Consider the following 26,302-nt stretch of genomic DNA (forward strand, 5'->3'; position numbering starts at 1 on the left):
GGCAGTTCCGGATGGCGTTTGACACGCCAGAACAAATGCGTTCCGCCGTCCCCTCGCCCGTACAAAGTTTTGCTCGGGAAGCGCTTTTCGAGGCCGCGGATCGAGAGGGCCTGCTCACAGCCTTGACCTTTGATGTGCCGGTACAGTGGCCGTGGGCGACTTCCGCCGCCCGCTCGCCTGAACAATGCGTCGCTCAGGAACAGCTTTTCGACGCAGCAGAACGGGGCGGCTCTGCGCCTGCTGATGGTTTCCACGAGCCGGAGCTTTGGCCGACAGTGCGCGCAACCGCCCGCCCGCCCGTACAAAGTGTCGGCCGAGAGAATCGTTTCGATGCTGTAACCCGGCAGACCAACTCGCTGCCGCACAATCCCGCCTCTGAAGACTACGTTGGACGGATGATCGATCGGGACGGCGCGGCTCCGGCCGCACTTGATCCGCCGGCCCCCGCGAACAGCGAGAGCTTCGATGCTTCCTTGGTCGTTCCCGAGGATTTCTCCCATGGCAGCCAGTCCGCGCCGGATATGATGCTCTCCAAGCTGGGCCGCTGGGGTCTGTTGCCAGATGCAGCACAGCGGGTAAAGACCTACGACATTCGTGGTGAACGTTATATGGCGGTATTAGGACCGAAAGGGCGCAATGATGTTCAGCTTATCCATCTGAGGTCTCCTGCGATCGGCGATACATTTGATGCTTCGTTCGCCATTCCCGAGGATTTTTCCCATCGCACCCAGCCCGCTCCCGACATGATGCTCTCCAAATTGGGTAAGTGGGACTTCTTGCCTGACACTGAATATCCGGTCATGAACTACCAGATTGGCGGCGAACGCTACACGGCTGTGTTGGGACCGGGAGGTCCCAACGACATTCAACTCATTCATCATCCTCGGCTCGCTTTGCTGGGTGACGCTGCCGTTGCGGCGCCGACAGTTCCCCCAGATCGCTACGGCGCTCGTGCGTCAGGGTTTGAGCCGCGCATGTCGTTCGAATTGCGAACGGACGCTTCTTCGGCGCTTGCGCCAGACCTTCTACTGCCGTCTGCCGCACAGGCATCGGGTCAGCAGCCGCCCCCGCAAATGCCTGAATTGGGACAGTTGTTCGGCGATGACTTCAGGCACCGGCCCCCGGGTCGCTTCTCCTGTCGTGGTCGACATGCTCCAAAACCTGGATCTTCTGCCAAGCCGGGATGTCCCGATGACCCGCTTTTTGATCCATGGTGAACCCTACACGGCCGAAAACCTACCCGAAGGCACCATTCTTCTCTTTCATCGGCCGCAATTTGGCTGAGCGAAGGGCGCCCCGGCAGCTACGCTCGAGCTGCTCCCGAAACCAGTCAGATCTTTTGCTTTCCAGAGATCCTACAACTGCCTCCGAGCGAACTCGACTGTGGTAAGCCCATCACAGGCAGTCCCATCATGGCCAGTGATATCCGGCTAGATATATCGATTGCATTATACTCATATGCGGCAGCGTGGCACTTTCAGTGGGACTGATGCTGGTTGAACGCGCGGGGGGCAGCTTGGCGAGTTGCTCGCATCTAGAACTGATGGCTCAATTGTAGCTCGGCGTCTTCGAACCTCGCCTTGTTCCGGCGCGACCACAATCGTACGGGGACTGTCACACGGGCTCCACCGCATCGGAGAGAGCGAGATCTCCTAGCCGGTCACTTTGCAACAAGGACGGGCGCTAAGCCTAGACTCAACTCGTCGATTGCCGGTTTTGGGGTGGAGCCCTGCCAGATGAGCTTGCTATACGCGTCATAGGCGATCGACGTGCAAGATGTGGTTACGGATCGGATCCACCCGGAGTGTGTTGACTGGAAGTCGCCCCACATTGATGCAAAGTCATATGCATGATTCTTGGCTATACGCCAGCCAAAGTCCAAAGAGATTTCCAGCACGCAGTCGCTGGTGGATCCGGCGGTCGAGACATCACCAGCAACACTCGAACTATAGTGCTACGGAATCTGCAATGACAGCTTTCCGCGCCGGATCACTTGAAACTCCGAGTGATCGAAATTGGAATGGTTCTCAGTCAAAGCCGACTACCGTCATGTTCAGACCATCGTGTTCGTTTGACCACGTACTATGCCGGAAATCGGACATGAAGCTACGCGGCGCGGCGCGGATCACGCAGCCTCACTCACGTGACAGACAGATCTCATTGGCACGTGGATTGCTGGGACATGGCAAGGCGGTATACTCGGTCGCCGGGCAGGAGTTCGCAGACGTAGGTTGACTGACTTGGCAACGAAGGTGACAGCCCCCTAGTTCGAGGACACCATGACAAGCATGCGCTGCTGTCACCGCAGAAAACGCGATAATACAGCGCGCTCCCCAGCCGTCTTATTTATACGGCGCAATGGTTGAAGACGAATCCGCCGCATTGCGATGCGGCCAGCATCTCCGCTCTTCATCAGTGACGCGCAGTAGCGCTCGTATACGCACCGGAACAGTTATGAACGCTTCGCCAGAGATGATCCCACCAGACAGCGACGTCAAGCCTGCCACCGGGGATAACCTCCCGACGCTGCTCGCTGAGATCCGCGCCCGTCGAAACGATTTCGCCGTCGCTCAACAAATTCCAGGCTATATAATCGAGGGCTTCAAACGAGTCGGCGTCTATCGGGCTATGGTCGCAAAGCGCTTCGGCGGCGAGGAGCGAACGCCGGCCGAGTTTTGTCGCCTGATCGAATGCATTTCCGAGGCCGACGGCTCGGCCGGCTGGGTCGCCAGCTTTGGCGATGGGGCCTGCAATCTCGCTGCTCTTCCAGATGAAACGCTTGGCAAAATCTACGCGAATGGACCCGACGTGGTGTACTCAGCTGCGCTTTTCCCGCTACAGCCCGCCCGGCGAAGCACCGGCGGATTTGTCGTAAGCGGCACGTGGCCATTCGCCAGCGGCTCGCCCGGCGCGGCTTTGATCGGCGTCGGCATCACGGTGGAAGACGACCCAACCGGTGGCCTTCCGCGTGTAGCCGTAGTGCCAGCCGAAAAGGTGACTATCCGCCCCCATTGGGACGTCATTGGCCTGCAAGGAACCGGCAGCCACGACGTGGTTCTCGAAGATATCATCGTGCCGGAGGAATGGACCCTGATCCGCGGCGGCTCGCCGACACTTGACCGGCCGATTTACCGTTATCCGTCAGTCGCCTTCGCCGCCCAGGCGCATGCGGTCGTTGGCATTGGTATTGCACGCTCCGCGCTGAACGAGCTGATCTCGATGAGCCGGAGCCGCCCCTCGATCACTGGAGCGCCTGTGATGGGACAGCGTGGCTATGTCCAATTGGAGACGGCCAAAGCGGAAGCCAAACTGCGTTCCGCGCGGTCCTTCTTCTATGAGGCTACCGAAGAACTGTGGAATGAGGCGCTGAATGGCTCCATAAATCCGAACACGGCCACACTGATGCGGCTCGCCGCCACCCACGCCGCGCTACAAAGCGCCGAAGTCTGCAAGATCGCGAGCAGTCTCGCCGGAACTGACTCGCTGTACACGGCGAGCAATCTGGCGCGCGCGATGTGCGACAGCTTCGTCGTTGCTCAGCATGCGGCTTTGAATGAGGGAACACTTCAGCGTGCCGGCCAGCTCCTGCTCGGAGGTCCAGCACAGCCGGGTTTTCCGTGACATGGCTTATCGACGAGCATTTTCGCACGATCGCCACAATAGGATGGCTGCGAACAATCACGACGACTAGAAGCAATCTGGCCGTCGTCACCATCGAGACTAAGTCTCCTGGCTTGCGAAGCCGATTCACATGGGTCAGGGGGATCGAACTTTCGACACCAATCCCCCTGCGCGGTGCTTCTCGTTTACCAGATGAACTTTGCACCATCAGGAAGGTCGCAGATAAACTCGCCCTGGTTCACGAGCTCAGTCGTTCCGACGACAAGCTTGGAGGCACGCACCGTGAGCTTACCTTCGCGGCTGAGACTATGGCGGATGTATTCCGTCACGGCATGTCCCGTGCTATCCACCGTTTGATGCGCGTTGGCGAAGCTGATGCCATTCTGGGCGGTGACCCTGAAGGCATTGATGACCAGTCCAGCTTGCGTCGCCGACGCAGGCTTGCCTCCCTCCGCGGTTGTACAGCGGCTCATGTCCAGTATGAGCTTCACGTTCTTGCCGGTCTGCAGGGCATTGAGCACCTCGGTGTATTTTGGCGAGGGCTCATCGGCTCTGGCGTTCGTGCTCACGCTTGCCGCCGAAAGCAGAGACAACAGGATCGCCAAGCCTTTGCCAGTAAACTTCATATGCTCTTCTCCCTCCATTATAATCACAGATCGCCTAAGCTGACACTCGCATGATGACGTCTTCGCAATCCGATTGGCCGCTTTCAGACATCAAGCGCGGTCGTGCTAACGACAAGAACAAGCTGCCGCAATCATGCGCAAGTGGTTGCGAGCACTAATCCGACCTCACAACCTCGTAGGTTAGTTTTTGCCAAGCCAGTCTAATCAGTGCACCGCCGCCCGAGCAGTGATCGAGCGCAGGTGACATTGAATCGACCAATCGCAATGGTCGCGGCAATCTAGCCGCGCCAGTGAGATCGAGACGACTTATCCGAGAACTGCTTGGCATATCCGTGGTCGCCTCGTCACTTCGCCAATGGCTCGTTGGCACGAGACTCTGAAAGCCGCTTCTACTCATGGCCGGCTCGGCCTTGCGCTGCCTCGCCTTGGCCAGAAGACCGCTGGATGCGATCGCATCACCTAGCGGCCCAGTGGAGGCCACATCAGACATGGCAAGCAGCGCCGCACGCTACGCCTATCCGCCGCTTGAATGCGTTCCATCAAAACAATTGATTTTGCCGATCTTGCCCGACGCCTCCATAGTCGGCCTCAATCTTTGGAGGCAGCATTCAAGAATGTGGTGTGACAATCGATTCTCTTTTCAGTCCCTTGCCGGTCAATTCCACTTGGATAATCGTCTGCATCCAGGACGCTAAGCCTCACGCCTCAGATCAACGCATCTGGCGGCACGCCTGCCCGCCAATTGCCACACGTGAGCCGATCAGGCAATCGCACGCGCACGCGCGTTGTGGCTTGCCTTGGAGCGAAGCAAGAACGGTTGGATCTTCACACGACGCCGTCGCTGTGGCTGAACCTGCACATCATGGGATATAGGACAGACAAAATGCTCACAACGTTGGAGAAAGTCGCAATCCTCAAGGCTATGACGTGTCCAGACTATGTCGTTGTCGCTTCACGACCCGCGTTAGTTTGAAGACGCGTGTAACCAACTGTTAAAGAGGCTTGAAACTCTCCTAACGTCAGATTGTAGGATTTCCGACAGCTTCGCGACAAAGGCCCCCGCTCGCGCGAACACTTCCTGACAGGTAGCAAGAATTGCGAACGTCTCTCAAATTCAACGCCGCACCGCTCCGCTTCGTCACGCCGATCGATCACACCCGTCGACGACGTGTTCTCAAAACCGCTCGTATACAGCACGGAGGGCTCAGCGCTATGCCCGTTGCAGCGGCGGCGCGATTTCGCAGTCGAGCAGAACGCAGGCTCTGTTTACCTCGCGATTTCCGCGCACGACGCAACCAACGATTCGGGCTTCGATCATTCCGTCGCAGCTCAGCCAAGATGAGATGCAGCTGGCTGCCTGACCTCAATCACACGCGCCGCGGTTCCGACGAGCGGCGGCCCTATCCGCCCCTCGTTCGCTGCTGTCGGTCGGGCGCAGCATCGGACGAGACATCGGGATCGTTGGCCTCCCGCAAGTCTGTCTGCCGTCAGGGAACGGCTTACTCCGTAGTCGGGAGGAGCATCGATCCATTCGTCGCGCACCGCGGCTCTGGAACACTGATCCAGATGCGTAAGGTGAAACCTGTCTTTCACGCGGAAAAGCTTGCCTCGTTATGGCGATGCTACAGGCTCGACAGCACAGCAAGACTGACCGCGAGACCGGACAAAAGTGGGGAGTTCCTAAATGTCGATTTCGCTAGGCTGCTCAGCCATCAATCCAACCGTCGGCGCTTGCGCTTCGATTGCGCGCTCTAGCGCTGTCATGACCGATGGCGGCTACTCAGCGCGTGCAGACACAGCTGCGATCGACGCTCAGATGCACCAACCTGCCCCTGCGGCTTTCGGCTTCGCCAGTGATTTCGCGGTTCTTCTCGACACAATGGCCCTCATTGATGGCGGGCTATTCTTCAATCCGAAGACGTGCAAATCACGAGGATTGTCCGCCCGCCATCATGCTCTGCTTCATCGCCGTCGGAATTTTGCGCATGCGCCAATGCGGGCGTCTGCCGATTCCATCGAACCTCTTGCTCAACCGTGACGCGCTTAACGGCTTGGCGTGGATGGACGAGAGGCGATGAAATGCGAATTCTCCTGATTGATCATCATTCGGACTTCGTCCGTGCTGTGAAGGAGGCGCTGTTGAATTGCGGGTTCGCTGTTGATGTGACGCGCACGCTCGATGAGGCGGCGGCCGCGCTCGATTGCGCCAACTACCACATTCTTTTGCTCGAATTGGTTCTGCCCGATGGAGACGGCTTGGACTGGCTGAAGCAGTTGCGACGCGAGGGACGCTCAATGCCGGCCATGATGATGAGCAGTCTCAACGACCTCGGCCGGCGGATTGCGATTTTCAACGCGGGAGCGGATGATTTCCTCCCCAAACCTGTGTCGACCGACGAACTCATCGCGCGCATGCGGGCCATTCTGCGGCGGTCGACGCAAATGATGGCGCCGGTCGTGACATTCGGCAATCTGCATTTCGACCCGATCGGGAGGCAAGTCGCGGTCGGCGGTCGGGTACTGCGGATTGCCCGCCGCGAAGTGTGCATTCTTGAACATCTGCTCAACCGCGCCGGCCGCACCGTGCCGCGCGCATCGCTGGAGGATAGCCTTTATGCGTTCGATGACGAGGTCTCGACCAATGCGCTGGAGGTCGGGATCTATCGCTTGCGCACGCATTTGAACCAGGCGGGAGCGACGCTCAGGATCAAGACCGCGCGCGGCGTCGGTTACACCCTTGAACTCATTGGCGCGGCATCGGCCGCCTAACTGAATCGAACTTGAAAGCAACAATCCCTTGAAGGTCGTTTATAATGCTGCCGGCGCTGATGAGCCGTGGATGGTCGCCGGGGCGGCGCGCTCAGCTGTTTTGCCTCTCATATGCTACGTCCTGTGCGGACTTGCACTGCTATTTCCACTTGCTGCAGCAGCCGAGAGCAAGCGGGATGGCAAAGCAGAACCGCCGCGGAGCGCGCCCGGCAGCACCTCCGGCACGCTGAACCTGATTTCCTCCCAGGGCAAGACGATCCATCTGACCGCTGCGGCGGCGAGCATCTTTGTTGCCGACCCGACGATTGCGGATTATCAGGCGCCGTCGAATACGACGATCTTCGTGTTTGGCAAGAAATCAGGACGGACAAGCCTCTTTGCCCTGAACGAAAACGGCGAGGCTCTCGCCGAGCTGCGCGTGGTCGTCACACAGCCGATCGAGGACCTGCGGGCCACGCTTCGAGCCGAGGTCGGCGACTATCCGATCCAGGTCAGCTATACCCCGCGCGGGGCGATCCTGAGCGGTACGGCGCCCAATGCGGAGGTTGTTGAGACTGCCAAGAAGGTCACCGAGCAGTTTCTCGGCGCGGGAGCGCTGGTCGTCAACAAGATCCAGGTGGCCGGCTCGTTGCAGGTAAATCTCAGCGTACGGGTCGCAGAAGTCTCCCGCAGCGCCGTCAAGGATCTCAATATCCACTTCACCGCATCTAGCCCGAACGGCGCTTTCCTTATCAGCGGCAAAGATGGCGGGTCCGGCGCGGCCGGCGGCGGCGGCACGATCGGCATCGGGTTTAGCGCCGGCAATACCAACCTGAGCGCTGTTCTTGACGCACTCGCCAGCGAGCACCTCGCCTCGATCCTGGCTGAGCCGAATCTGACGGCAATGTCCGGCGAGTCCGCGAGCTTCCTGGCCGGCGGCGAATTTCCGATTCCGGTCATGCAGGATAATCGGCAGGTGTCGGTTCAATTCCGCCAGTTCGGCGTGAGCCTCGAGTTCGTCCCGACGGTTCTTAACAACAATCAGATCAATGTCCGTGTGAAGCCCGAAGTCAGCGAACTGTCGAGCGAAGGCCAAGTCAAAATCAATGGCATGGAAGTCCCTGCTCTCTCAACCCGGCGGGCCAGCACCGTGGTCGAGCTCGCCAGCGGTCAGAGCTTTGCAATCGGCGGGCTCATCAGGCGCAACTTCAACAATGACATTGGCGAGTTTCCCTGGCTCGGCGACGTGCCGATCCTCGGCGCCCTTTTTCGCTCCTCATCGTTTCAAAAGCGCGAGACCGAGCTCGTTATTATTGTCACGCCCTACATCGTGCGGCCGGGATCGAACCCGACCCGGATGAGTGCGCCGACCGACCGCATAGCACCGCCCTCAGACACAGGCCGCATCTTGACGAACACGCTGGCGCGGCCACCAAAAGACCGAGATGCTCCCCGCACGAGCGCACCAGGATTGACCGGCAGCGCCGGCTTTATCATCGAATGAGGATCGTCAAATGACCTTGCGACGTTTGTGCCATTTGGTCGTTGTTGCGGCAACATTGGGCGGATGCGCAAACAGTGCTTCGATCCCTCCCGGGCCGCCTGAACAGGCGATCCAGGTGGAGCAAAAGAACAGCGTTTTGTTCCTACAGAGCCTTCGTGGCTCGGAAAGACATCGGCTGCGGAGTTTCATTGCGAGTGCAAGTGGCGGCCGGCGGGACGCACTCCATGTCGATGTCACCGGCTCGCCCCGGCTCATTGCACAGGTGGCCCATGAGGCCCGTGCCATGGGCGTTGCCCCCTATAATATCCGGCTATCCGCCTCACCTCTCGATCTGCCCTCCCGTTTCGGGGTAAGGATCGAGGTGATCACCTTTGAAGCCCACTCTCCTGTCTGTCCGTCGCTTTCCATCGTCGGGCCTGCGGTCAACGATAATTCGTTCGACCCGACGCTTGGCTGCTCGACCAGAAGCAATCTGGCAGTCATGGTCAACGATCCGATCGACTTGCTGGACAATCGGTCGGTCATAACGAGCAAAGGCGATCGCGCTGCCATACCGGTTGCCAGCTATGGCACGTTTGGCCCAGGCAACAAGAGCAACGGAGAAGGCGGACAGAGCAGTGGGGCCGCGTCGGAAGCCCCCGCGGTGGCAACGAGGGACGTACAGCCTCCTCGATGACGGCGTTGCATCGCTACCGCCTGATCAAAACGATCTAGCGCTTTTCCGTGCCGATGAATCGCAGGCTGGATTTTTGTTCTGGCGCGTTTTCTTCCGCGAACCGGTACCCCACTTCGCTCGAAAACACCCTGGAGCCTTGTCCGTTCCGATTGAATCGGAACGGAGCTCCAGATCTTGTTTTGACGCGTCTTCTTCGCGGCAACCGGTGTTCACTTCGCCGGAAAACGCTCTAAACCAGCCCGGCAGCGTAAAGCGCTTTTGCGACCGACTCGAAATATTGCGACGGAACCGGATTGCCGAGTCTTGCTTTGCCGAGCAACTGACGCGTCAGGACGTCATCATCCACTATCTTGAGGCGCAGCGCCCGCGCCTCGCCAAGCAACTTGGAAGCAGCTTCGCCCTCCGCCCGACAGACCAGAACCGGCACGCCGGTTTCGCCGCGAACATAGCGCAGCCCAATCAAAGCTGCGGACCCCTTCAGTATCAAGTTGGCGCGATTGACGCCAAGCGGACCCTCGTCCGCCGACACCTGGCGCAGACGCCGGCGTTCACCCTTCACCTGCGGATTGCCTTGCTGTTCCTTGTTCTCGCGCTTGGCCTCGGTTTCGGTCATGCGCATCTCCTGCATGAACAACCAGCGCTGAATCAGAAGGTCGGCCAATCCGCCCACGAGAAAGGCCCCAGCAGCGATTCCTGCCAGCAGCTTGACCTCGCTGAAGACTATTGCGAGACAGCCGATGCCGCAGACAGGCAAGTACACCAGCGCTTTCCAGCTTGCAGTCACGGTGAGGAAAAAGCACGTCCCCAGGAGCATCACTTTAACCAGCGTCTTGCCAAGCTCGATGGCCGAACGTTTCGATGCGATCCGCTTCAAGCCTTTGATCGGATCCAGTTTCTCAAGTTGCGGTTTGAGCGGCTCCAAAGCAAACATGAAGCCGCCATTGGCCAGAACATTGGCCAGAAGGCCTGCTACCACGGCAGCCGCAAGCAATGGCCCGACCGCCGCAACCGAGAGTTCCAGTAAGCCGTTGAGTGCCTGCGGAACCGCACTCGAGAAGGGCTGCTGCTGCAGTTTGTCGATCAGCCGGACCGTTTCATGCCACTTGTCTTCGATCGCCCCCGCTCTCCACCACAGACAGGAAAAGCCGGCGCAGGCGCTGACCCCGCTCACCAGATCGGAGCTGCGCGCGCTCTGCCCTTTCTTGCGCGCATCGCGCAGCTTCTTGGGGGTCGGAGGAAGCTTTTTCTCCTCGCTCGCGCTGCTCATTTCAAGAGCTTCTTGAAATACTCGAGCAGATTGTTCGAGGTGAGGATTTCAGCTCCCGCGTATTCGAGGAGATAGACGCTGTAGCTGACCATGATGACGCCGAAGGCCACATTCTTGATCGTAGGCGAAAGATCGTTCAGCTTGAGCTGCGATGCGAAGCGGCCGAGCATCATGACCGATATGTCGATCAGCAGCAGCAGAGCCAGCACCGGCCCGGCGACCAATAGCGTCGTGAGCATGATATGATCGAGAAGGGTGAGGCATTCCATTGCCCCTTGTTCCGTCACCGCAGGCAAGAACTGATACACGGGCCAGATCAGATAGCTGCCATAAAGGCTGCTCACCATGGTCTGGAGGCCGCCAACCAGAACGAAGATCGTGACCGCAGTGACACCGAAAAAAAGCCCGGTTCCCGACGCCTGGCTGTGCGTCGCAGGATCTTCCGCCGCGACCTGGCTTGAGATTCCTCGCTGGGTATCGATGATGTCGCCGACTGCCTGGATACTCCATAAGGGAATGCTGAGCAGGATCCCGAGCAGAAGGCCGACGAACACCTCCTTCAGACCGAGCATGGTGACGCTGACCAGACGCGTGTTCGGGTCCAGCGCTTGGAGGCCGAGTTTGATCTGCGCCAGACAGGGTAGTCCGATCGCAATCGTCAGGCTTCCGCGGATCAGGCTACTGATACGCGGTCGGGTAAAGACGGGAAGAACGAGCATGATGCCTAAGGCGCGGGCCGCGCTCAGGCCGGTTGCGGCGACAAGTTCGATTCCGCCCTGGACAAGAGCGTGCGCATCTGAGGGTGACAAGCCAGCCATCCAAGCCCTGCTAGTATCTTGAGGTGAGTGCAGGAAACTCCCGGAAAATACGCTCGGCTTGTTCGATGAGTGGGGCGCTGAGCACCGGAGAAAACCCGGCGAGCACGGCGACGACGACCAGAAGCTTCACCGTCAGGGGCAAGGTTTGATCCTGGAGCTGGGTTGCCGCCTGGATGAGGCCAATGATCAATCCCGAGATGAGAGCTGCGAGGAGCGGCGGCAGAACCCAGATCATGAAAAGCACGAGCGATTGGCTCAGGTGCATGAGGATGCTGGCTTCGTCCATTGTCAGCCTCCCGGCGTCGCGTAGCTTAACACCAAGCCGTGCATGAGACGTGACCAGCCGTCGATGGTGACGAACAGAAAGAGCTTGAAGGGGACAGATATTACCGTAGGCGACACCATCGACATCCCCATGGCCATCAAAATCGTCGTGACGATCAGATCGATGGTGATAAAGGGAAGATAGAGAAGAAAGCCGATTTCGAAGCCGCGCTTGAGCTCCGAGATCAGGAACGACGGCACAAGAATGGCAAAATCATCAGCCGTGGCGCTGCCGCGCATCTCTTCCGACCAGACATGCTCGGTCGAGGACAGGAAAAACCGGCGCTGCTCTTCATTGGTGAACTTCTTCAGATGGGCGCGCAGCGGCTCCTGCCCCTCCTTGGCGGCCGTCACCCAGTCATCAAACGTTTGGTAGCGAAGTTGCGGATCCGTCAGGCGCTTGTAGGTCTGCTCGAAAACCGGGGCGCTGATGAAGACGGTCAGGATCAGCGCAGCGCCGTACAGGACGATGTTAGGCGGTATCGACTGGGTCCCGAGGGCGTTGCGCACCAGGAAAAGAACAACCGAGACCTTTATGAAGGCGGTCGTTGTCACGACTGCGAAGGCGAGCAGGCCGAGGCCGACCGTGATCGCAAGAAGCGCGAGAATGCTGGGTTGAATGTCAGTCATTGACCGCCAACCTGCCGCGTAACCTGACGGCAAGTTCCTCGCCGATCCGCACGATATCGCCGCGGCCGATACGTTGGCCGTTGGCAAGGATATCGACGGGGCCGTCGAGCGGCCGGCCAAGTTCGAACACATGGCCTTCGTTGATGCTTCGCAAAGTTCCCAGCGGCATCGGCCAGCGGCCGCATTCGAATACGAGTGTGATCTCGAGAGCGTCAATATCGGCCTCGGAAGGGAGCTGCTGCGCTTCGGTTTGTGTCGTCATGTGTCCACTTTTCAGGGGGTGGGTTTGCAAGCGGAATGGCCCCCGCAGGACCAGCCGGTCGCCAGCAATCTCGGCAGGGGCCCACAATCGGTCGGCGGTGAGGATGACTCGGCCACGGGCTAGGGGAATTTCGTCCGGCAGCAGCGCATCGCCTCGCCGAGCTTGACGAACAAGGCCGATTGTGACCCGGAGCGAGCCAATCTCGCCTGCAACGATGACAGGGAGTTCAGAACCAAGCTTGGGCGTCTGTCGCGGCAATCGGCCAAGCAGTTCCCCAAGGGCGGTGAACGCGGGCGGAACTGGACCGTCCAGAGACGAGAATAGGAGCAGGCGCGCCTTGCTCGTGAGCAGACCATAGGCGACGTCGAATTCCAGGTATGGGCCTGATTTCGTCGCTTCATCGGTGCGGATAAGCTGCAAATGCCGCCGCATTAGTCTCTCCAGCGAGGACAGCAACGGTTCCAGCGCCAGTTCAAGGACCAGCGAACGCGTCGGCTCGGAAGGTAAGGTCAGGCCATTCTGCACGGTCGCAATCAGCACTTCGGCAAGCGGACCAGGTAACGATAGGACGAGCTTTTCGCCGCCAGCATCAAAGACGCAGTCAAGCATCGATGTCTCAGGCGGCTCGACCTGCCAGACAAGCCGGTTCATACGCAGCGATAGCGGCTTATCACCGAGACGGCTTTGCAGAGGTCCGCGGAAAGCTGCGAACTCATTGAGCCACGAAACCACAGCATGAGAGAGGGTCAGCGCCGGTCTGAATGGTGCGGATCCACCCGGCCTCTGTATCGCAGGCGGCGCCTGCCCATCACGGCACGTCCGCGCCGGCAAAGGAGAATCGGCCATCAGCTCGGCTCGCCTCCCCTTTGGGCGGGCGCGCCGCTCCGATAGCGAAGCAAGATCTCATCATCGGCTTCGATTTCCGCCGCGGCTTCAACATGAGCATTGGTGATGCGCTCAACGTCACGCCCGATCTCCTGCCATTTGTGGCACGCCGCCGAACGTTTGGCCCAAAGCGTCCGCGCCTCAAGGACCGCTGCCTCGGCTTGATCTTGAGCGGTGCGCGCCTCGTCAAGAACCCGCTGCGCCGCCGCGATGTCCTCTGTGAGCCGCCCGATGATGAGATGATGGCGGCGCTCGAGTTCGCTGACGGATATCGCATCGGCCGATAACATCTTCCGATAAAGCTCAGTTTCGACCCTTGCACGGTGTCTTTCGGCATTTGCAAGCTGCTCCGAAGCTCGTTCGACGGCCTCACCTGCGACGCGGCGCTTGGTTTCCATGCTGGACAGTTCACGAAGGGCACTCCGCTCTCTCATGTCCTTCACGAGCCGCAATTTCGACTCCTGCACGAGATTCAGGTGGTCAGACGCGACATCCATGCGACTGTCTCCTCAAAGTTGCATGCCTCGTCCTGGCCCTGCCGCAGGAACGCCCGCAACTCCTCCATCGAGGCGATCGCCCGGTCGGTCAGCGGATCGGAGCCTTGCTTGTATTCGCCGACCTTGATTAAGAACTCCGCCTCCGCGTAGCGCGAGAGCAGATCACGAAAGACGGACGCCCCCTTTCGATGCGGCACAGACACGATCGCATCCATGACGCGGCTTCGGCTCGACAGCACGTCGATCGCCGGAAAATGCTCTCGCGAGGCCAGCGCGCGCGAGAGAATGATGTGGCCGTCAAGAATGCCGCGTGATTCTTCTGCGATTGGATCGCCCGTACCATCACCTTCGACAAGTACGGTATAGAAGGCCGTGATGGAGCCATGCTCGCCCATGCCGGCGCGCTCCAACAGGCCCGGCAGCAGCGCAAAGACGGAGGGCGGAAATCCGCGCCGGGTCGGAGGCTCTCCTGCGGCAAGGCCAATTTCGCGCATCGCGCGGCTAAAGCGCGTCAAAGAGTCCATCATCAGGACGACGCGAAGTCCCTGATCACGAAAATACTCGGCAAGCGCCGTCGCCATATGGGCGCATTGTGCCCGCTCCATCGCCGAACGGTCGGATGTCTCAACGACGACGACTGAACGGCGGAGCGCCTCGCCAAGATGACGCTCGATGAATTCACGCACCTCTCGGCCGCGTTCGCCGATCAGCGCGACAATCGTGACGTCGGCGGCTGCGCCTTTGACGATTTGCGACATCAGCGTCGACTTGCCGCAACCGGCGTCGCCGTAGATTCCGATCCGCTGGCCTTCTCCACAGGTCAGAAGCCCATCCAAGACACGAACGCCGAGCGGAAAAGGCTGTTCGATATCGCGCCGTTTCATGGGATTGGGGGCCCTGCCGCGCAGCGGGCGAGCCTCGCCAGCCTTGATTGGGCCCTTACCATCGAGCGGGCGGCCAAAACTGTCGATCACGCGGCCGAGCAAGTCGGGGCCGACTGGCACTTCCTGCATTCGCCCGGTCGTGACGACTTCCGCCCGGTTGGACAACCCGACCATGTCGCCGATCGGCGTGAGTAACACCCCGTCCGGCAATAGCCCGATCACCTCGGCCTCGAGCGACCATCCGCTGCGGGGATCCCGCAAGAGGCATAGTTCCCCGACCCGGGCCTCCGGCAAGACGGCATGGAGCAGCGTGCCAATCGCCCGCGTGATCCGCCCCCGGACGGCACGCGTATCGATATGCGTGGCGGAAGATCTTAAGGATGAGAGTGCGGCGTGGACAGCCCTCTCTTCAGCCGTGGCATCGTGGGTCGGTCGTTGCGTGGTCACGGCTCACCTTCCTGCGAAGACAGGCCAAGCCCCAGCCGAAGCGCGCGGAGTTGTGCGGCAAGTCCGAGATCGACATTGCCAAACTCGCTCCACAAAACGCATTGGTCCGCCGCCAGCGCCGGATCCGGCTCAATCCGGACCTTGGGCCGACCGTCCTGTCCGTTATAGGCGGCGAATTCCCTGGCAAGCAGATCGGCTTTCAGGGGGGATACGTGAAGGTAAACTTCTGTGTTTTTGTACTTTTGCTCGATCGCATGACGAACACTGCGCACCAGCATCTCACCCGGATCAAAGGCGCCAATCAAATCGCGCACGATCTCAATGACCAGTTCGGGCAATTCCCGTTCCAAAACGGCCTTTCGCTGCGCGAGTTCGCAAGCAGCCTGCGCAATCAACCGCGCCATCTCCTCTGCGCCCGCCTTTACGCCCTCAGCATGGCCGCGCGCCCGCTCGCGCTCATATGCTTTGCGCCCCCAACTTCGAACGCGCTGGAGATGCCGCTCGGCAGTGGCCCGCGCGTGTACGGCGTCATGCCAGATCTTGAGCTCGGCCGCCGGAATCAGGGGGCCGAGCGGGCGGATCTGCGGCGCCACGGGCAGTGCTGGGACGTCGACTGTCATACCGCGGCAGCCTCCATCCCCAAATGGGAAACGACCAGGGAAAGCAGTGGAGCTGCGACACTGCGATGCTCAGCCGCGGGATTGTCCACGGCGGTCCCAATAGGCAGACGTAGAAGCACGCGGATACGGTCAAGCGCCGGAGCCTCGTCAAGCCAGGCGCCGAGACAGGCATGTCCATCGTGTTCAATGTGTCGCGACAACTGTTCCGGATCGGCAACGGGCGTCGTTGCAACCGCCGTGGATAGATGCCGGATAGCGAAGGCATGCGCTTCAGCACCGATCATCTCGACCAAAATCGAAAGATCGCGCTTTGAAACCAGCTTCAGGACGGAGCGTGCATGCCAGATACTGCCCGCGAGCAGGGCAGCCCGACGCGGATCATGTCCGAGCAGAAGGTCGTCGTTCCAGCCAGATCCGCTCACATCCACTTCGCTGCCGAGCAGCAGTTCGGCCAGTCTTGGCTGCAGCCTGGAACTCTGCTGTAGTCGGAGTAATGTCGAAGGCGACAGCAGCGGATCAAGACCCGCAGCAAAACGGCTCGGATGGATCGAGGCAGCAAACTTGCGCAGCCGATCGGAAGCTAGCGGGAACGAACGATTGGGTTCGGTGGGCGATATTGATGCCGACATGAGCGTCCGAGCTATGCCGCATCAGACGTGATCTTTTTACCAGCAGCCTGGACAGCGGGCACATTCGAACGCCTGCAGAACATGATCAGTTTGCGCGATGATTGCCCGAACTGACGAAGACGCGCGCCAAGCAACACATAAGATGCAATGACGAATGTGGCGCCGGCGCCCCCCACCCCGAGCGCAAGCCACGGAGTTGAAGCCGACTTTGCTGATTGAGCCGAAGCGGCTGCCGGCGGCGCCGGCTGCTCAAGTGGAGCCCGCTCAACCGGCACGAAGACCACCGCCACCTTGTCGTAAGACAGCCCTTCGATGCTGTTGGCGACCAGCATCTTGATCTGAGGCAACAGCGCCGAGAGCCTCGCATTCGAGCCATGCCGGATGAAAACCGACGCCGAAGACGGGGTCGCATCTTGCCGCAACAGATCGTTCTTCGGCAGAACCACGTGCACGCGGGCGGAAAGGACGCCATCGATATCGCTAATGGTGCGCGACAATTCTTCGCTCAGCGCATAAACGTAACGGGCGCGCTCCTCGATCGGGGAGGCAACGAGACCCGATCCTTTGAACACTTCGCCAAGATTCTTGAAAGATTGGCGCGGCAGCCCCTCAATATTTAGCAAGTCGATCGAATATGCGAGCTGCCTTTCCTCGACCTGGATCGTGCTGGTTCCGTCCTTGGCGACAACACGAACGGCATCGATACCCTTGCCCAGGAGAAGCGCAAGCATCTCATTGGCCTCACGCTCCTGAATCTTGCTGTAGAGATCAGCCTTGCAGCCGATCAACGGAAGAAGAAGCGGCAGAGCAAGGCAAATGCGAAGCTGCCGCCAAGATTGACGACCGCCGTTGCCCCCGCTGCGCATCGCACCAGTCATCAACTTCACTCAGCCCGCCGATAGTAGCTTGTTCAGTGACGAGCTGACGGCACCGGTGCTTTTGGAGACGAGGGAAGCCTGAACGGCCCCCCTGTAGACACCCCTCAGATTCACCACCATCGCATCGAAATCCGCATCCACCGGCTTAACCGCCGCATGCGCGCCGATGTCGACCGGTTGCAACAGCGGCTGCGCGGCAGGTCCAGGCTGCATGCCGTTCGGCGCAGACCGCGCGCTGCCGGCCGCCGGAGCAACGGCATGGCTGTGGCACACGCTGGAAAGGGCTTGAAGGACGCGGTCGCCCGATGGACTCGCCAGCGTGCTCGCGCGCTGCACTTCCGATACCGTCGGAACCACTGCGGCTCTATCTGCAACTGATGAGGCGGCATTCTGATTGGAGGCCACTTGCCCAAGGGACTGCTCAAAGCGCGCCTGCTCGCCGGGAGCCGCCGGCGAGCAGGCATTGGAAAGACAGTGGGCTGGACTGGGAGAGATCGGCGTTGCGCCTAACATCATATAAGGAGTCATTGTGCTCGTTGATGAGACTAGGCGTTGTTGACCGATGAACGGATCAAGATCGTAGATTGGTGAGCTGACGAAAACCTGACGAAAAACTGCGCTGGTTGCGTCCTCTAAAGATTGCGTTGACTTGCAAGCTGGAACGAAATTCCAGGTTGATTCTCAGGCGGAAGGCCTTCGGGAATGCTTGTCCCCCAAGATCCGAATGGAGAAGAGGGCTTCATTCGTATCACAGAGTAGCTGGACCCGACCCTTTAGCCCGAAGACCCCTCTGAAGATCGACCCGCAGACTCTGGGGAAGATCGGACTACCCGCTAGCGACCATAGCCCGTGCCTCGGCAAGGACGGCGAAAACCTGACGAACGATCACCAGTCCGCCCTCTTCTCGCTTTTGGCCTCTCTGCCTTGCGTTGTACGGGGCCGCGAAGCCTTTGGCCAAGATGCGTAAAGCTGTTCCGTCGGCCCTTCTCAAAAAAGGATGGCGAGCGTGCAACCCCTCCTTCCCAAGCCGCATCGCAGGCCTCGATGCAAGCAGCCTCGACATCGATTACGTCCTGCACCTCAAGCGAACGCAACTTGGGCTTGAGTGCATTTGCGCATCGGCACGTCAACGGACGCAGTTTTCTTCGATCGGTTGCCCTATACCGCGCGTCTCCGCTCATCCCGCCGAGAGCCTTGTGATAAGCTCTGATACCGGTGGAACCGTTAAATGGTGCTCACCGCCTCCAATTTGGCCGATCGATGCCGAACCCGATGCCCACCCATCATAATTTCGAGCGGCGTAAATCATGCCACTGATGTCCGCTGCGCCCCCCGCAAGCAGCGGCGGAGCCTCCTTTCGCGAACGCCCGGGATGTACGAGCGGACGCACCAAAGCGCTGTTCCGGCTGCCTACATGCGGCCGAAAGCTGCCCACACTCCGTCTTCGCCGTCCCAGCTGCCGCGGCTCGCCGCCTTGGAGTACTCCGTGGCGCGCTGCTCGAAGAAATTGGCGTGCTCGACACCATTGAGAATCTCGACAAGCCACGGCAGCGGATGCGTCTTGAGCTGGGTGAATCCGCCCTCCTTGGCTTCGAAGAAGCCGAAGACCGGGTCAATCCGCAGTTGGGTCAGTCGCCAGTCGGCGACATAGCGGACGTAGGCGTGGATCTGCTCAGCTCGCATGCCCTCGATCTTGCCGAGGCCGAAGGCGAGGTCGACGAAGTTCTCCTCCAGCTTCACCATGGTCTTGGCGACGTCGACGATGTCGTCACGGACAGCGCGCGTCACCGCGCCGGTTTCGCGGTGCCATTCGTGAAACAGCTTGATGATACCCTCACAATGCAGACTCTCGTCGCGCACTGACCAGCTTACGATCTGTCCCATGCCGTTCATCTTGTTGTGGCGCGGGAAGTTGAGCAGCATGGCGAAGCTCGCGAACAACGCCATGCCTTCGGTGAAGGCGCCGAACATCGCCAAGGTCCGAGCGACATCGGCCACGCTATCGACGCCGAACTCGTGCATGTAGTCAGCCTTGGCGCGCATCTCGTCATAGCCGCGGAATGCCTCGAACTCGGTCTTGGGCATGCCGAGCGTCTTGAGCAGCAGCGCATAGGCGTCGATGTGGACCGTCTCCATGTTGCTGAAGGCCGCCATCATCATCTGAACAGTGAGCGGCTGGAAGATCGGGATGTAGCGCTTGAGATAGTTGTCTCCGACCTCGATGTCCGACTGAGTGAAGAAACGAAAGATCTGGGTGAGCAGCGCGCGCTCGCTGACGGTGACGCGCTCCGACGCCCAGTCCTTGAGGTCGGCGCCGAGCGGCACCTCCTCGCCCATCCAATGGGTCTGCTGCTGGCGCTTCCAGAACTCGTAAGCCCAGGCGTAGCGATCGACGTCATAGCTGCCGGCCGAGTCGAGAAGGCCGACGCGCCCCTTGCCGATCAGCGTGCGTGGATCGACGGACGAGAGATCGATCACTGACATGCGAGGCACTCCTCATAGTCGGTGCGCGGCCGCGGTGGCGCGGCCTTGTCGCCGTCGCCGATCCTGCCGGCGAACGCCGCGCGCGAGATCGATTTTGAACGGCAGTAGTAGAGGCTCTTCACCCCGTGCTTCCAGGCCGTCCAGTGCAGCATGTGGAGATCCCACTTGTCGACGTCAGCCGGAAGATAGAGGTTAATCGACTGGCTCTGGCAGATGAACGCGGCGCGGTCGGCGGCAAGCTCGACGACCCAGCGCTGGTCGATCTCGAAGGCGGTGCGAAAGACCGCTTTCTCGTGCTCTGACAGGACGTCGAGATGGGCGACCGACCCCTCGTGCGCGATGATCGAATGCCAGGTCGCCGAGGTGTCTACGCCTTTCGCGGCCAGCACCTTGGTGAGATGCGGATTACGCACCGAGATGGCGCCGGACAACGTCTTATGGGTGTAGATGTTGGCCGGGATCGGCTCGACGCAGGCGCTGGTGCCGCCGCAGATGATGCTGATCGAGGCGGTCGGCGCGATCGCAATCTTATGGCTGAAGCGCGCCATCACGCCGCGTTCCAGGGCATCCGGGCACGGGCCACGCTCGCGCGCGAGCGTCACGGATGCCGCGTCGGCATCGCGACGGATTTTTCGGAACATGTTCAGATTGAAAGACTTGGCCATGACACTTTCCATTGGAATGCCCTTGGCCTGCAGGAAGGAGTGGAAGCCCATGACGCCGAGACCGACGGAGCGCTCACGCAGGGCGGCGTAGCGGGCACGCTTCATGCCGTCCGGCGCCACCGTGATGAAGTGGCTGAGCACGTTGTCGAGGAAGCGCATGACATCCTCGATGAAGATGGGCTCCTCACTCCACTGGTCCCAGGTCTCGAGGTTGAGCGACGACAGACAGCAGACCGCGGTGCGCTCCTCGTCGCGATGATCGATGCCGGTCGGCAGGGTAATTTCGCTGCACAGGTTGGAGGTCGAGACCTTGAGGCCCAACTCGCGCTGATGCTTGGGGAGCGCGCGGTTCACGGTGTCGATGAACAAGAGATAAGGCTCGCCGGTCTGGAGCCGGTTCTCAAGGATGCGTTGCCACAGCTGGCGGGCATCGATCTCGCGGACGACCTCGTTAGTCTTCGGGCTGCGCAGAGCGAACGCGGTGCCGGCGCCCACGGCACGCATGAACTCATCGGTGACGTTGACGCCGTGATGCAGGTTGAGGCTCTTGCGGTTGAAGTCGCCGGATGCCTTGCGAATCTCGAGGAACTCCTCGATCTCGGGATGGTGAATATCGAGATAGACCGCCGCCGAGCCGCGCCGCAACGAGCCCTGGCTAATCGCCAGCGTCAGGCCGTCCATGACGTGGATGAACGGGATGATGCCTGAGGTGACCCCGCCCTTTACTTTCTCGCCGATCGAGCGAACATTGCCCCAGTAGGTGCCGATGCCGCCGCCGTTGGAAGCAAGCCAGACGTTCTCGTTCCAGGTACCGACGATGCCTTCGAGCGAGTCCGACACCGAGTTGAGGAAGCAGGAGATCGGCAGGCCGCGCGTGGTCCCTCCGTTGGAGAGCACCGGTGTGGCCGGCATGAACCACAGCCGAGACATCGCATCATAGAGACGTTGGGCATGCGCAACATCGTCCGCGAAAGCGCAAGACACCCGCGCGAACATGTCCTGGTAAGTTTCGCCGGCGAGCAGATACCGGTCGCTCAACATCAGCTTGCCGAACGACGTCAACAGGTCGTCGCGCGACGGATCGAGCGTAAGGTCAGCCGGCTTTGGCGATGGCGCGAGAGGCCACGGCAGCGGAGCCGGCGATGGCGAAAGGGGCACCAGACACGGCTCAGGCGCGGTAGGCTTTGCCTGCGCTAGGCGCGGCCGCACACTCGGCGGCGCGACGAGATGACCATGCTGATCGAAATCGTAAGACGGCGACATCGGCAACCCCGCGATGTTAGACGCTGGGGCCCGCGCGGACGACTTGCGAGGAGAGCTGGCAAACGTCCCCGACTGCAAGCGACCCACCGGGGCACCCCGCCCGAGGACTTTCGTTCAGTCGCGGCAGGTCTCCTGGCTCGCGGGTCGCTACGGCTGTCGGCCTTCCCGGCGCTGTGTCGCGCCAGTGGCCATGATGACACCCGCTCGCCGCTTACAGTTGCGGGGGCAGCCCCGGAGTAGCCGTTTCGGCGCACCGGGTTCCCTCTTAGCTTCCGACCTACAAGATGTGGGGAACGGAAGACCGTGACTGGCTAGACATAGGCACCACTCGCCGGGATTCGTCAACCGGAGAGATCAAGATTTATAAGGCAAAACCATGCTGACCGCCCGGCCTACTCTATCACCGCTGTCGCTTCCGCTGCAGGTGAGATGCCGTTGGCGGCATGTCCGGTTTCCGTTAAGCTTGCGCATGGTCAAGGAAATTCTGGCCCGCGCGTGCATTGATGCGATCTATGAACCGCGCGTCAGTGGAGAAGCAATTCGGCAAGGCGCTCTCCGATCTGAAGCGCAGCGCTCCCGCTCGCCGGGACAAATGGCATCTGGACGACTCGTTATCCACACGCGGGCGAACAACATCAGCTCCGGCGCGCCGGCGACCAGAATGGCCTCGTTCTCGACATCTTGATCCAGCGCCAAAGAGACTCGCGCGCTGCACAGTGGTCCCTAACCTGTCACGGCTCCAGCGCGACCTGCAAGCCCTCCTTACTTTCAACATGAACGTAACGCGGTCCGATCGGCCGTCCCCTGCCGCTGGCGACGGTGACAACGTCTTCCAGAGGCGTGGCGCGCGCATCCGCCTCGGGGCGAGACAAGATCAGATCGGCGTGAAACAGCCCCTCCGATTCGAGACCGGTGGCATCCACGTCGAGGGCCGCCAAGCTGGCCAAACAACTTTCAAACTCTTCAGCATCGCGAAAGCGACGCTGGATAAACGTCGCGCCGGTAAGACGTTCTGTCACAAGACCACGCTTTGCGAACGTCGCGGCCAGCGACTCAAATGGGAACATTCGTAGCACGAAGGAGATGATCCATGGTTGCTTCTCTGTCGCATCGAGAATCTCGCTGAACGTCTTCTCGGTAACGTAGCCGATGCATCCGGTCGACATGATAACATCCACGGAGCGGAGAATGCGCGCGCTGTCCGTCGATAGCGTCTCCTTTTCAAGGTCAGCGACAATGCCCTGCTCCAAGAGGCCAACACTCTTTGCATAGCTGATCGCCCGTGCCGACACATCGAGGCCGATAAAGCTCGCTAACCCGACATCAGGCCAGGCTGCATAAAAATTGCGATCGAGACTCACGAGTTTCTCAGAACTGATCGCTCTCATCTCACGCCGGGCGTAGCGGTGACGCAAGCCCCCGAAGGTCAGCGGAAAGCGATGCACCGCTGCGTTGATGCCGTATGAACAACCAACATCGAGCACGACGGGCTTAAGGTCGGTTGCCGAAGCTTTCGCTGCCAGGATTTGGCGTACAACTGGCTCAGCCACGTCCGGAATCATATAATCCAAGTCTCCGAGGACCGAGAAATATGCCCTCGGATCATCCGAAGCATAAATATCGTGGAATATAGCTTTAGACCGATTGATACGCGAAAACTCTATCCGCAACGCAATGTCTCCCATCTCATTTGCAAGCGACTCGACGGCTGTTGCCTTCGTACTCGCCCGCACTTGGATATATAGGGCATATAGATCGGTCTTACATCCGCCGATGCGATAGCAGAAGCGGCGAGCGGACAAGAGCATCAAACCACCCTCCCGCCGTCGCGCCGTGAGCGATCCTGCTGTTGTGTGAAGAACCCATCAGCCCGTTCAACCCGCCGATAGAAGCTTGTTCAGAGATGAGCTGACGGCGCCGGCGCCCTTAGAGATGAGCGAAACCTGAATGACGCGATCGTAAACATCCCGTAGGTTCGTCAAGGCCGAATCGAAATGATCCCCACCTTCCGGTTTACCTGCCGGATACACCTCGACTTGCTGCGAGCGCAACAGCGGCTGCGCGGCCGGCCCGAGCTGAAGACTTTTCGCAGGAGCGGGCTCAGTGACAAGGGTCGGCGGAACCGCACCCGGAGAAGATGGTTTGCGCCGGTGGATTGCAGAAATATTCTGCAGGACGCGATCGCCAAGCGGGCTCGCCGGCGTGATTGTACGCTGAACCTCCGACAGCGCCGGAGCTGGCGGGCGATCGGCTGCCGAAGAAGCTGCACCTTGCTTCGAAGCCGCCTGCGCAAGACTATCATGAAACTGGTCCCGCACCGATGAACAGCCGCTGGAGAGACATTCGGCCGGGTTGAGAGCGATCAAGGCAACGGCAGGCAACATGAGAAGAACCGCTTTTGTCACGTGATGAGATTGGCAGCTTCGTGAGCGCGAATGGGCCAGTACCCTAGAGAAGCGAGCTGACCGAAACCTGACGAGCGTTCGTCACCTGATGATCACGGTTGGCTTCCATTTAGGAGGAAGCGTCGATCTCCAAATTTGGAACGAATTTTGGTGTCGATCCTGTCGTGAAAAAATAGCAGGAATTCTCATCCGATCTCGGAGGCTGTCATCTTGAAGAAAGTGCTATGTGCTGTTGTTTTCATCTGCTTGAACGTCGGCAGGACGCTCGGCGCGCCGCTGACGCTGCCATCGACGCCTTACAGTTACACGGTTCTGGATCAGGACCTCGCGGCCGCACTGCAGGAATTCGGCAACAATCTGAATATCCGGGTCAATGTAAGTACTGAGGTGAAGGGGCGGATTCGCGGGCGGATACCGGAGCTCCCACCGCGAGAGTTTCTCGACCGCTTGATCCATCTTTATAATCTTCAATGGTACTACGATGGGCTGGTGCTCTACATATCCGATGCCCACGAGGCGCAAAGCCGACTACTGGTCTTGAATCCGATAAGCTTCGATGCATTCAAGACGGCACTCGATGCACTCAACATCTCAGACGAGCGTTACATCGTGAGAGCTGCACCAGGAGATGGTCTCGTCTTCGCTTATGGTCCGCCTCGATTTATCACACTAGTGGAGCAAACGCTGAAAGGACTGCTGGCGGAGACACAGGCACGGCAGAGTACGGCCGGTGTCGATAGGTCGCCGCACGAGTCGGTTCTGATGCTGTTTCGGGGATCCTCAAGCACGGTCATTCGCGACGGACGACCGGATGCCACTGCTTCGCCGCAGGCACCGCATCAAGACAGCCCGGTCCATGCGACCAACTCTGGCCGACAATGACTCGATCACAAAAAGTCGCTTGCGAAGAAATTCAGTGCGTCTGTGCATACTCTCCGCTTTTCGAAAGCTGGTGCTGCCCGGTATGAGCGCGCCGGTGTTGAAACGGCGAAGCAGTCGCGTATCGTGACGACGCTACAGGCTCCGAACAACAGCTGTCCGAGCTAGAAGGAAGCGGCATTCTAGATTTCGGCTTGCGGATTTATTCCTGATGCGAATTGCTCTCCAAGATTCGTCATGCGGATGAAATTCGTCGAAGGATGAGAGACGTTCCGCTGTCAGGAGTAAACGGGCTTCAACGCGCCAATAAGCGACATGCACGGTCAATCCAAGGAGCTTTGGGCAGAAACTGACGGGACCGCATGAAGCGGACGAATTTGACTAGGATCTGATTTGGCCGAAGCTGGCAGCCGCGCCGTCACGCGCCGAGCCATCATTGAGAAGCTGCAATGTGATGTCGGGCAGGCATCTCCGGACAACAACCTTCGCCATGATGGGTGTGCCTCACACGGCCGAATGGCGAGGAGAAGACTTATTCGTCTCAAAAGTCGCTAGACCCGCTCTTGGAGCCAGTTTGCGTCCACCCTTCGTACACCGGGTGATCCAACGGTTATCCCGTACTGAGCTCGGGACATGGATTCGATGCCGGCTCGAACGATCGCGGCGGCTAAGGACGAATAAAAGAACAAAGGCCGGGGCGTCCGGGCTTTGACGTTTGTCAGAGCAACTGGGCCCGCTCAACGCCTTTGACGATCGAGTTTTTCGAGGACTTGGTCGACGACCCGTATCTGATCCGACCGTGCTGGATGCGCGGCTCCAGAGGGCGCCAGCACTTTTGGGCGCAGGCGCGGAGTGGCTACTGCGAAATCAGCGTCCACCTTGAGATGCTCCGGAGCTCTTGCGAGAATTGTTGGATCAAATCAACGAATGCTGCGGATAGGCAGACGTGAGGCCGTTAACCCGCCGACATGGCACCAGGCCAGGCGAACGCAACCAAACGAATCTGGCACCGGCATTGAAAATACGTCCGGCCTTGTTGGCAAGGCCAATTCATCAATCACCTCGAAAGCGTCTATGGGCCGTCAGCTTCTCGAAAGCTTGTCCGTCTTACCATACGGCGTGAATATCTAGACGGCGGTGTTCCCATGGATAGTCGCGGAACTGAGCGCTGGAGCCGCACTGAGCAACAGGATGCAAGTCGCAGCACCTGTTGAACTCTGTCGATCAACACTCCTTGTTCGTCGCGATCTCGGGGCGCGTTACGTGACCGTCTTGTGGTGCACTCTTATA

The 26,302-nt window shown here is 59.8% G+C and carries 22 protein-coding genes, 1 pseudogene and 1 riboswitch; of the genes and pseudogenes, 7 read left to right on the top strand and 16 right to left on the bottom strand.

Going from position 1 to position 26,302, the window contains the following annotated elements; genetic code table 11:
- Together AKL29_RS44360 and AKL29_RS03355 are read left to right on the top strand one after the other, a co-directional pair.
- Positions 1–1,217: pseudogene (locus tag AKL29_RS44360) on the top strand (hypothetical protein); the annotation flags it as partial.
- A gap of 1,237 nt (positions 1,218–2,454) precedes the next feature.
- A complete protein-coding gene (locus tag AKL29_RS03355) occupies positions 2,455–3,621 on the top strand; it encodes an acyl-CoA dehydrogenase family protein (RefSeq protein WP_050383079.1) in 1,167 nt (388 codons plus the stop codon).
- 185 nt (positions 3,622–3,806) lie between these two features.
- Here the strand turns inward: AKL29_RS03355 and AKL29_RS03360 are convergent, their stop codons facing one another.
- Positions 3,807–4,247 carry a VirK family protein gene (locus tag AKL29_RS03360; RefSeq protein ID WP_050383154.1) on the bottom strand — a complete coding sequence of 147 codons (441 nt, stop codon included), beginning with the start codon at positions 4,245–4,247 and terminating at the stop codon, positions 3,807–3,809.
- A gap of 1,684 nt (positions 4,248–5,931) precedes the next feature.
- On the opposite strand from AKL29_RS03360, the gene AKL29_RS41595 reads away from it, so the two are divergent.
- The 4 genes from AKL29_RS41595 to AKL29_RS40245 are packed head-to-tail and all read left to right on the top strand — an operon-like array spanning position 5,932 to position 9,175.
- Positions 5,932–6,285 carry a hypothetical protein gene (locus AKL29_RS41595; protein ID WP_152977404.1) on the top strand — a complete coding sequence of 118 codons (354 nt, stop codon included), beginning with the start codon at positions 5,932–5,934 and terminating at the stop codon, positions 6,283–6,285.
- Positions 6,286–6,326: 41 nt separating this feature from the next.
- Entirely contained in the window at positions 6,327–7,016 is a 690-nt protein-coding gene (locus AKL29_RS03365; RefSeq protein ID WP_050383081.1) for a response regulator, read from the top strand.
- 28 nt (positions 7,017–7,044) lie between these two features.
- Positions 7,045–8,499, top strand: coding sequence for a type II and III secretion system protein family protein (locus AKL29_RS03370; RefSeq protein ID WP_050383083.1), 1,455 nt, complete (start codon positions 7,045–7,047; stop codon positions 8,497–8,499).
- Between the two features lie 10 nt (positions 8,500–8,509).
- Positions 8,510–9,175, top strand: a complete 666-nt coding sequence (locus AKL29_RS40245; RefSeq protein WP_082190458.1) for a CpaD family pilus assembly lipoprotein — start codon at positions 8,510–8,512, stop codon at positions 9,173–9,175.
- 229 nt (positions 9,176–9,404) lie between these two features.
- On the opposite strand, the gene AKL29_RS03380 is transcribed toward AKL29_RS40245, so the two are convergent.
- The 15 genes from AKL29_RS03380 to AKL29_RS40260 all read right to left on the bottom strand — a co-directional run bounded on the left by AKL29_RS03380 (position 9,405) and on the right by AKL29_RS40260 (position 24,133).
- On the bottom strand, positions 9,405–10,442 hold the full coding sequence (locus AKL29_RS03380) for an EscU/YscU/HrcU family type III secretion system export apparatus switch protein (protein WP_050383087.1): 1,038 nt from the start codon (positions 10,440–10,442) through the stop codon (positions 9,405–9,407).
- Entirely contained in the window at positions 10,439–11,260 is an 822-nt protein-coding gene (gene sctT, locus AKL29_RS03385; RefSeq protein WP_050383089.1) for a type III secretion system export apparatus subunit SctT, read from the bottom strand. The genes AKL29_RS03380 and sctT overlap by 4 nt, the downstream gene beginning before the upstream one ends.
- A gap of 10 nt (positions 11,261–11,270) precedes the next feature.
- A complete protein-coding gene (locus AKL29_RS03390; protein WP_028336668.1) occupies positions 11,271–11,546 on the bottom strand; it encodes an EscS/YscS/HrcS family type III secretion system export apparatus protein in 276 nt (91 codons plus the stop codon).
- A gap of 2 nt (positions 11,547–11,548) precedes the next feature.
- A complete protein-coding gene (gene sctR / locus AKL29_RS03395; RefSeq protein WP_028336669.1) occupies positions 11,549–12,214 on the bottom strand; it encodes a type III secretion system export apparatus subunit SctR in 666 nt (221 codons plus the stop codon).
- Positions 12,207–13,208 (bottom strand): type III secretion system cytoplasmic ring protein SctQ, encoded by a 1,002-nt coding sequence (gene sctQ / locus AKL29_RS03400; RefSeq protein WP_082190459.1) that lies wholly within the window; start codon positions 13,206–13,208, stop codon positions 12,207–12,209. The genes sctR and sctQ overlap by 8 nt, the downstream gene beginning before the upstream one ends.
- Positions 13,209–13,321: 113 nt before the next feature.
- The gene (locus AKL29_RS40250) at positions 13,322–13,858 is read right to left on the bottom strand and encodes a hypothetical protein (RefSeq protein ID WP_082190460.1); all 537 of its coding nucleotides are present in this window, start codon (positions 13,856–13,858) and stop codon (positions 13,322–13,324) included.
- The gene (gene sctN / locus AKL29_RS03410; RefSeq protein ID WP_050383091.1) at positions 13,834–15,189 is read right to left on the bottom strand and encodes a type III secretion system ATPase SctN; all 1,356 of its coding nucleotides are present in this window, start codon (positions 15,187–15,189) and stop codon (positions 13,834–13,836) included. Before sctN ends, AKL29_RS40250 begins: the two co-directional genes overlap by 25 nt.
- Positions 15,186–15,809 (bottom strand): type III secretion system stator protein SctL, encoded by a 624-nt coding sequence (gene sctL, locus AKL29_RS03415; RefSeq protein ID WP_028336673.1) that lies wholly within the window; start codon positions 15,807–15,809, stop codon positions 15,186–15,188. The genes sctN and sctL overlap by 4 nt, the downstream gene beginning before the upstream one ends.
- Positions 15,806–16,438: a nodulation protein NolU gene (locus AKL29_RS40255; RefSeq protein WP_082190461.1), complete on the bottom strand. Its 633-nt coding sequence runs from the start codon at positions 16,436–16,438 to the stop codon at positions 15,806–15,808. The genes sctL and AKL29_RS40255 overlap by 4 nt, the downstream gene beginning before the upstream one ends.
- Positions 16,439–16,449: 11 nt before the next feature.
- The gene (gene sctJ, locus AKL29_RS03420; protein WP_050383157.1) at positions 16,450–17,316 is read right to left on the bottom strand and encodes a type III secretion system inner membrane ring lipoprotein SctJ; all 867 of its coding nucleotides are present in this window, start codon (positions 17,314–17,316) and stop codon (positions 16,450–16,452) included.
- A 9-nt stretch (positions 17,317–17,325) separates the two neighbouring features.
- The gene (locus AKL29_RS42685) at positions 17,326–17,844 is read right to left on the bottom strand and encodes a nodulation protein NolB (RefSeq protein ID WP_160321704.1); all 519 of its coding nucleotides are present in this window, start codon (positions 17,842–17,844) and stop codon (positions 17,326–17,328) included.
- A gap of 882 nt (positions 17,845–18,726) precedes the next feature.
- A complete protein-coding gene (locus tag AKL29_RS03435; RefSeq protein WP_050383097.1) occupies positions 18,727–19,800 on the bottom strand; it encodes a ribonucleotide-diphosphate reductase subunit beta in 1,074 nt (357 codons plus the stop codon).
- Positions 19,791–21,623, bottom strand: a complete 1,833-nt coding sequence (locus AKL29_RS03440) for a ribonucleoside-diphosphate reductase subunit alpha (protein WP_244481730.1) — start codon at positions 21,621–21,623, stop codon at positions 19,791–19,793. Before AKL29_RS03440 ends, AKL29_RS03435 begins: the two co-directional genes overlap by 10 nt.
- Before the next feature lie 210 nt (positions 21,624–21,833).
- Positions 21,834–22,049, bottom strand: a riboswitch (cobalamin riboswitch).
- A 410-nt stretch (positions 22,050–22,459) separates the two neighbouring features.
- Positions 22,460–23,413, bottom strand: a complete 954-nt coding sequence (locus AKL29_RS03445) for a class I SAM-dependent methyltransferase (RefSeq protein ID WP_193395185.1) — start codon at positions 23,411–23,413, stop codon at positions 22,460–22,462.
- A gap of 189 nt (positions 23,414–23,602) precedes the next feature.
- On the bottom strand, positions 23,603–24,133 hold the full coding sequence (locus AKL29_RS40260; protein ID WP_244481731.1) for a nodulation protein NolB: 531 nt from the start codon (positions 24,131–24,133) through the stop codon (positions 23,603–23,605).
- 207 nt (positions 24,134–24,340) lie between these two features.
- Here AKL29_RS40260 and AKL29_RS03450 point away from each other — a divergent pair, with 207 nt between their 5' ends.
- The gene (locus tag AKL29_RS03450; RefSeq protein ID WP_050383102.1) at positions 24,341–25,015 is read left to right on the top strand and encodes a secretin N-terminal domain-containing protein; all 675 of its coding nucleotides are present in this window, start codon (positions 24,341–24,343) and stop codon (positions 25,013–25,015) included.
- Positions 25,016–26,302 lie beyond the last annotated feature (1,287 nt).

The organism is Bradyrhizobium pachyrhizi (assembly GCF_001189245.1).
Lineage (GTDB): Bacteria > Pseudomonadota > Alphaproteobacteria > Rhizobiales > Xanthobacteraceae > Bradyrhizobium > Bradyrhizobium pachyrhizi.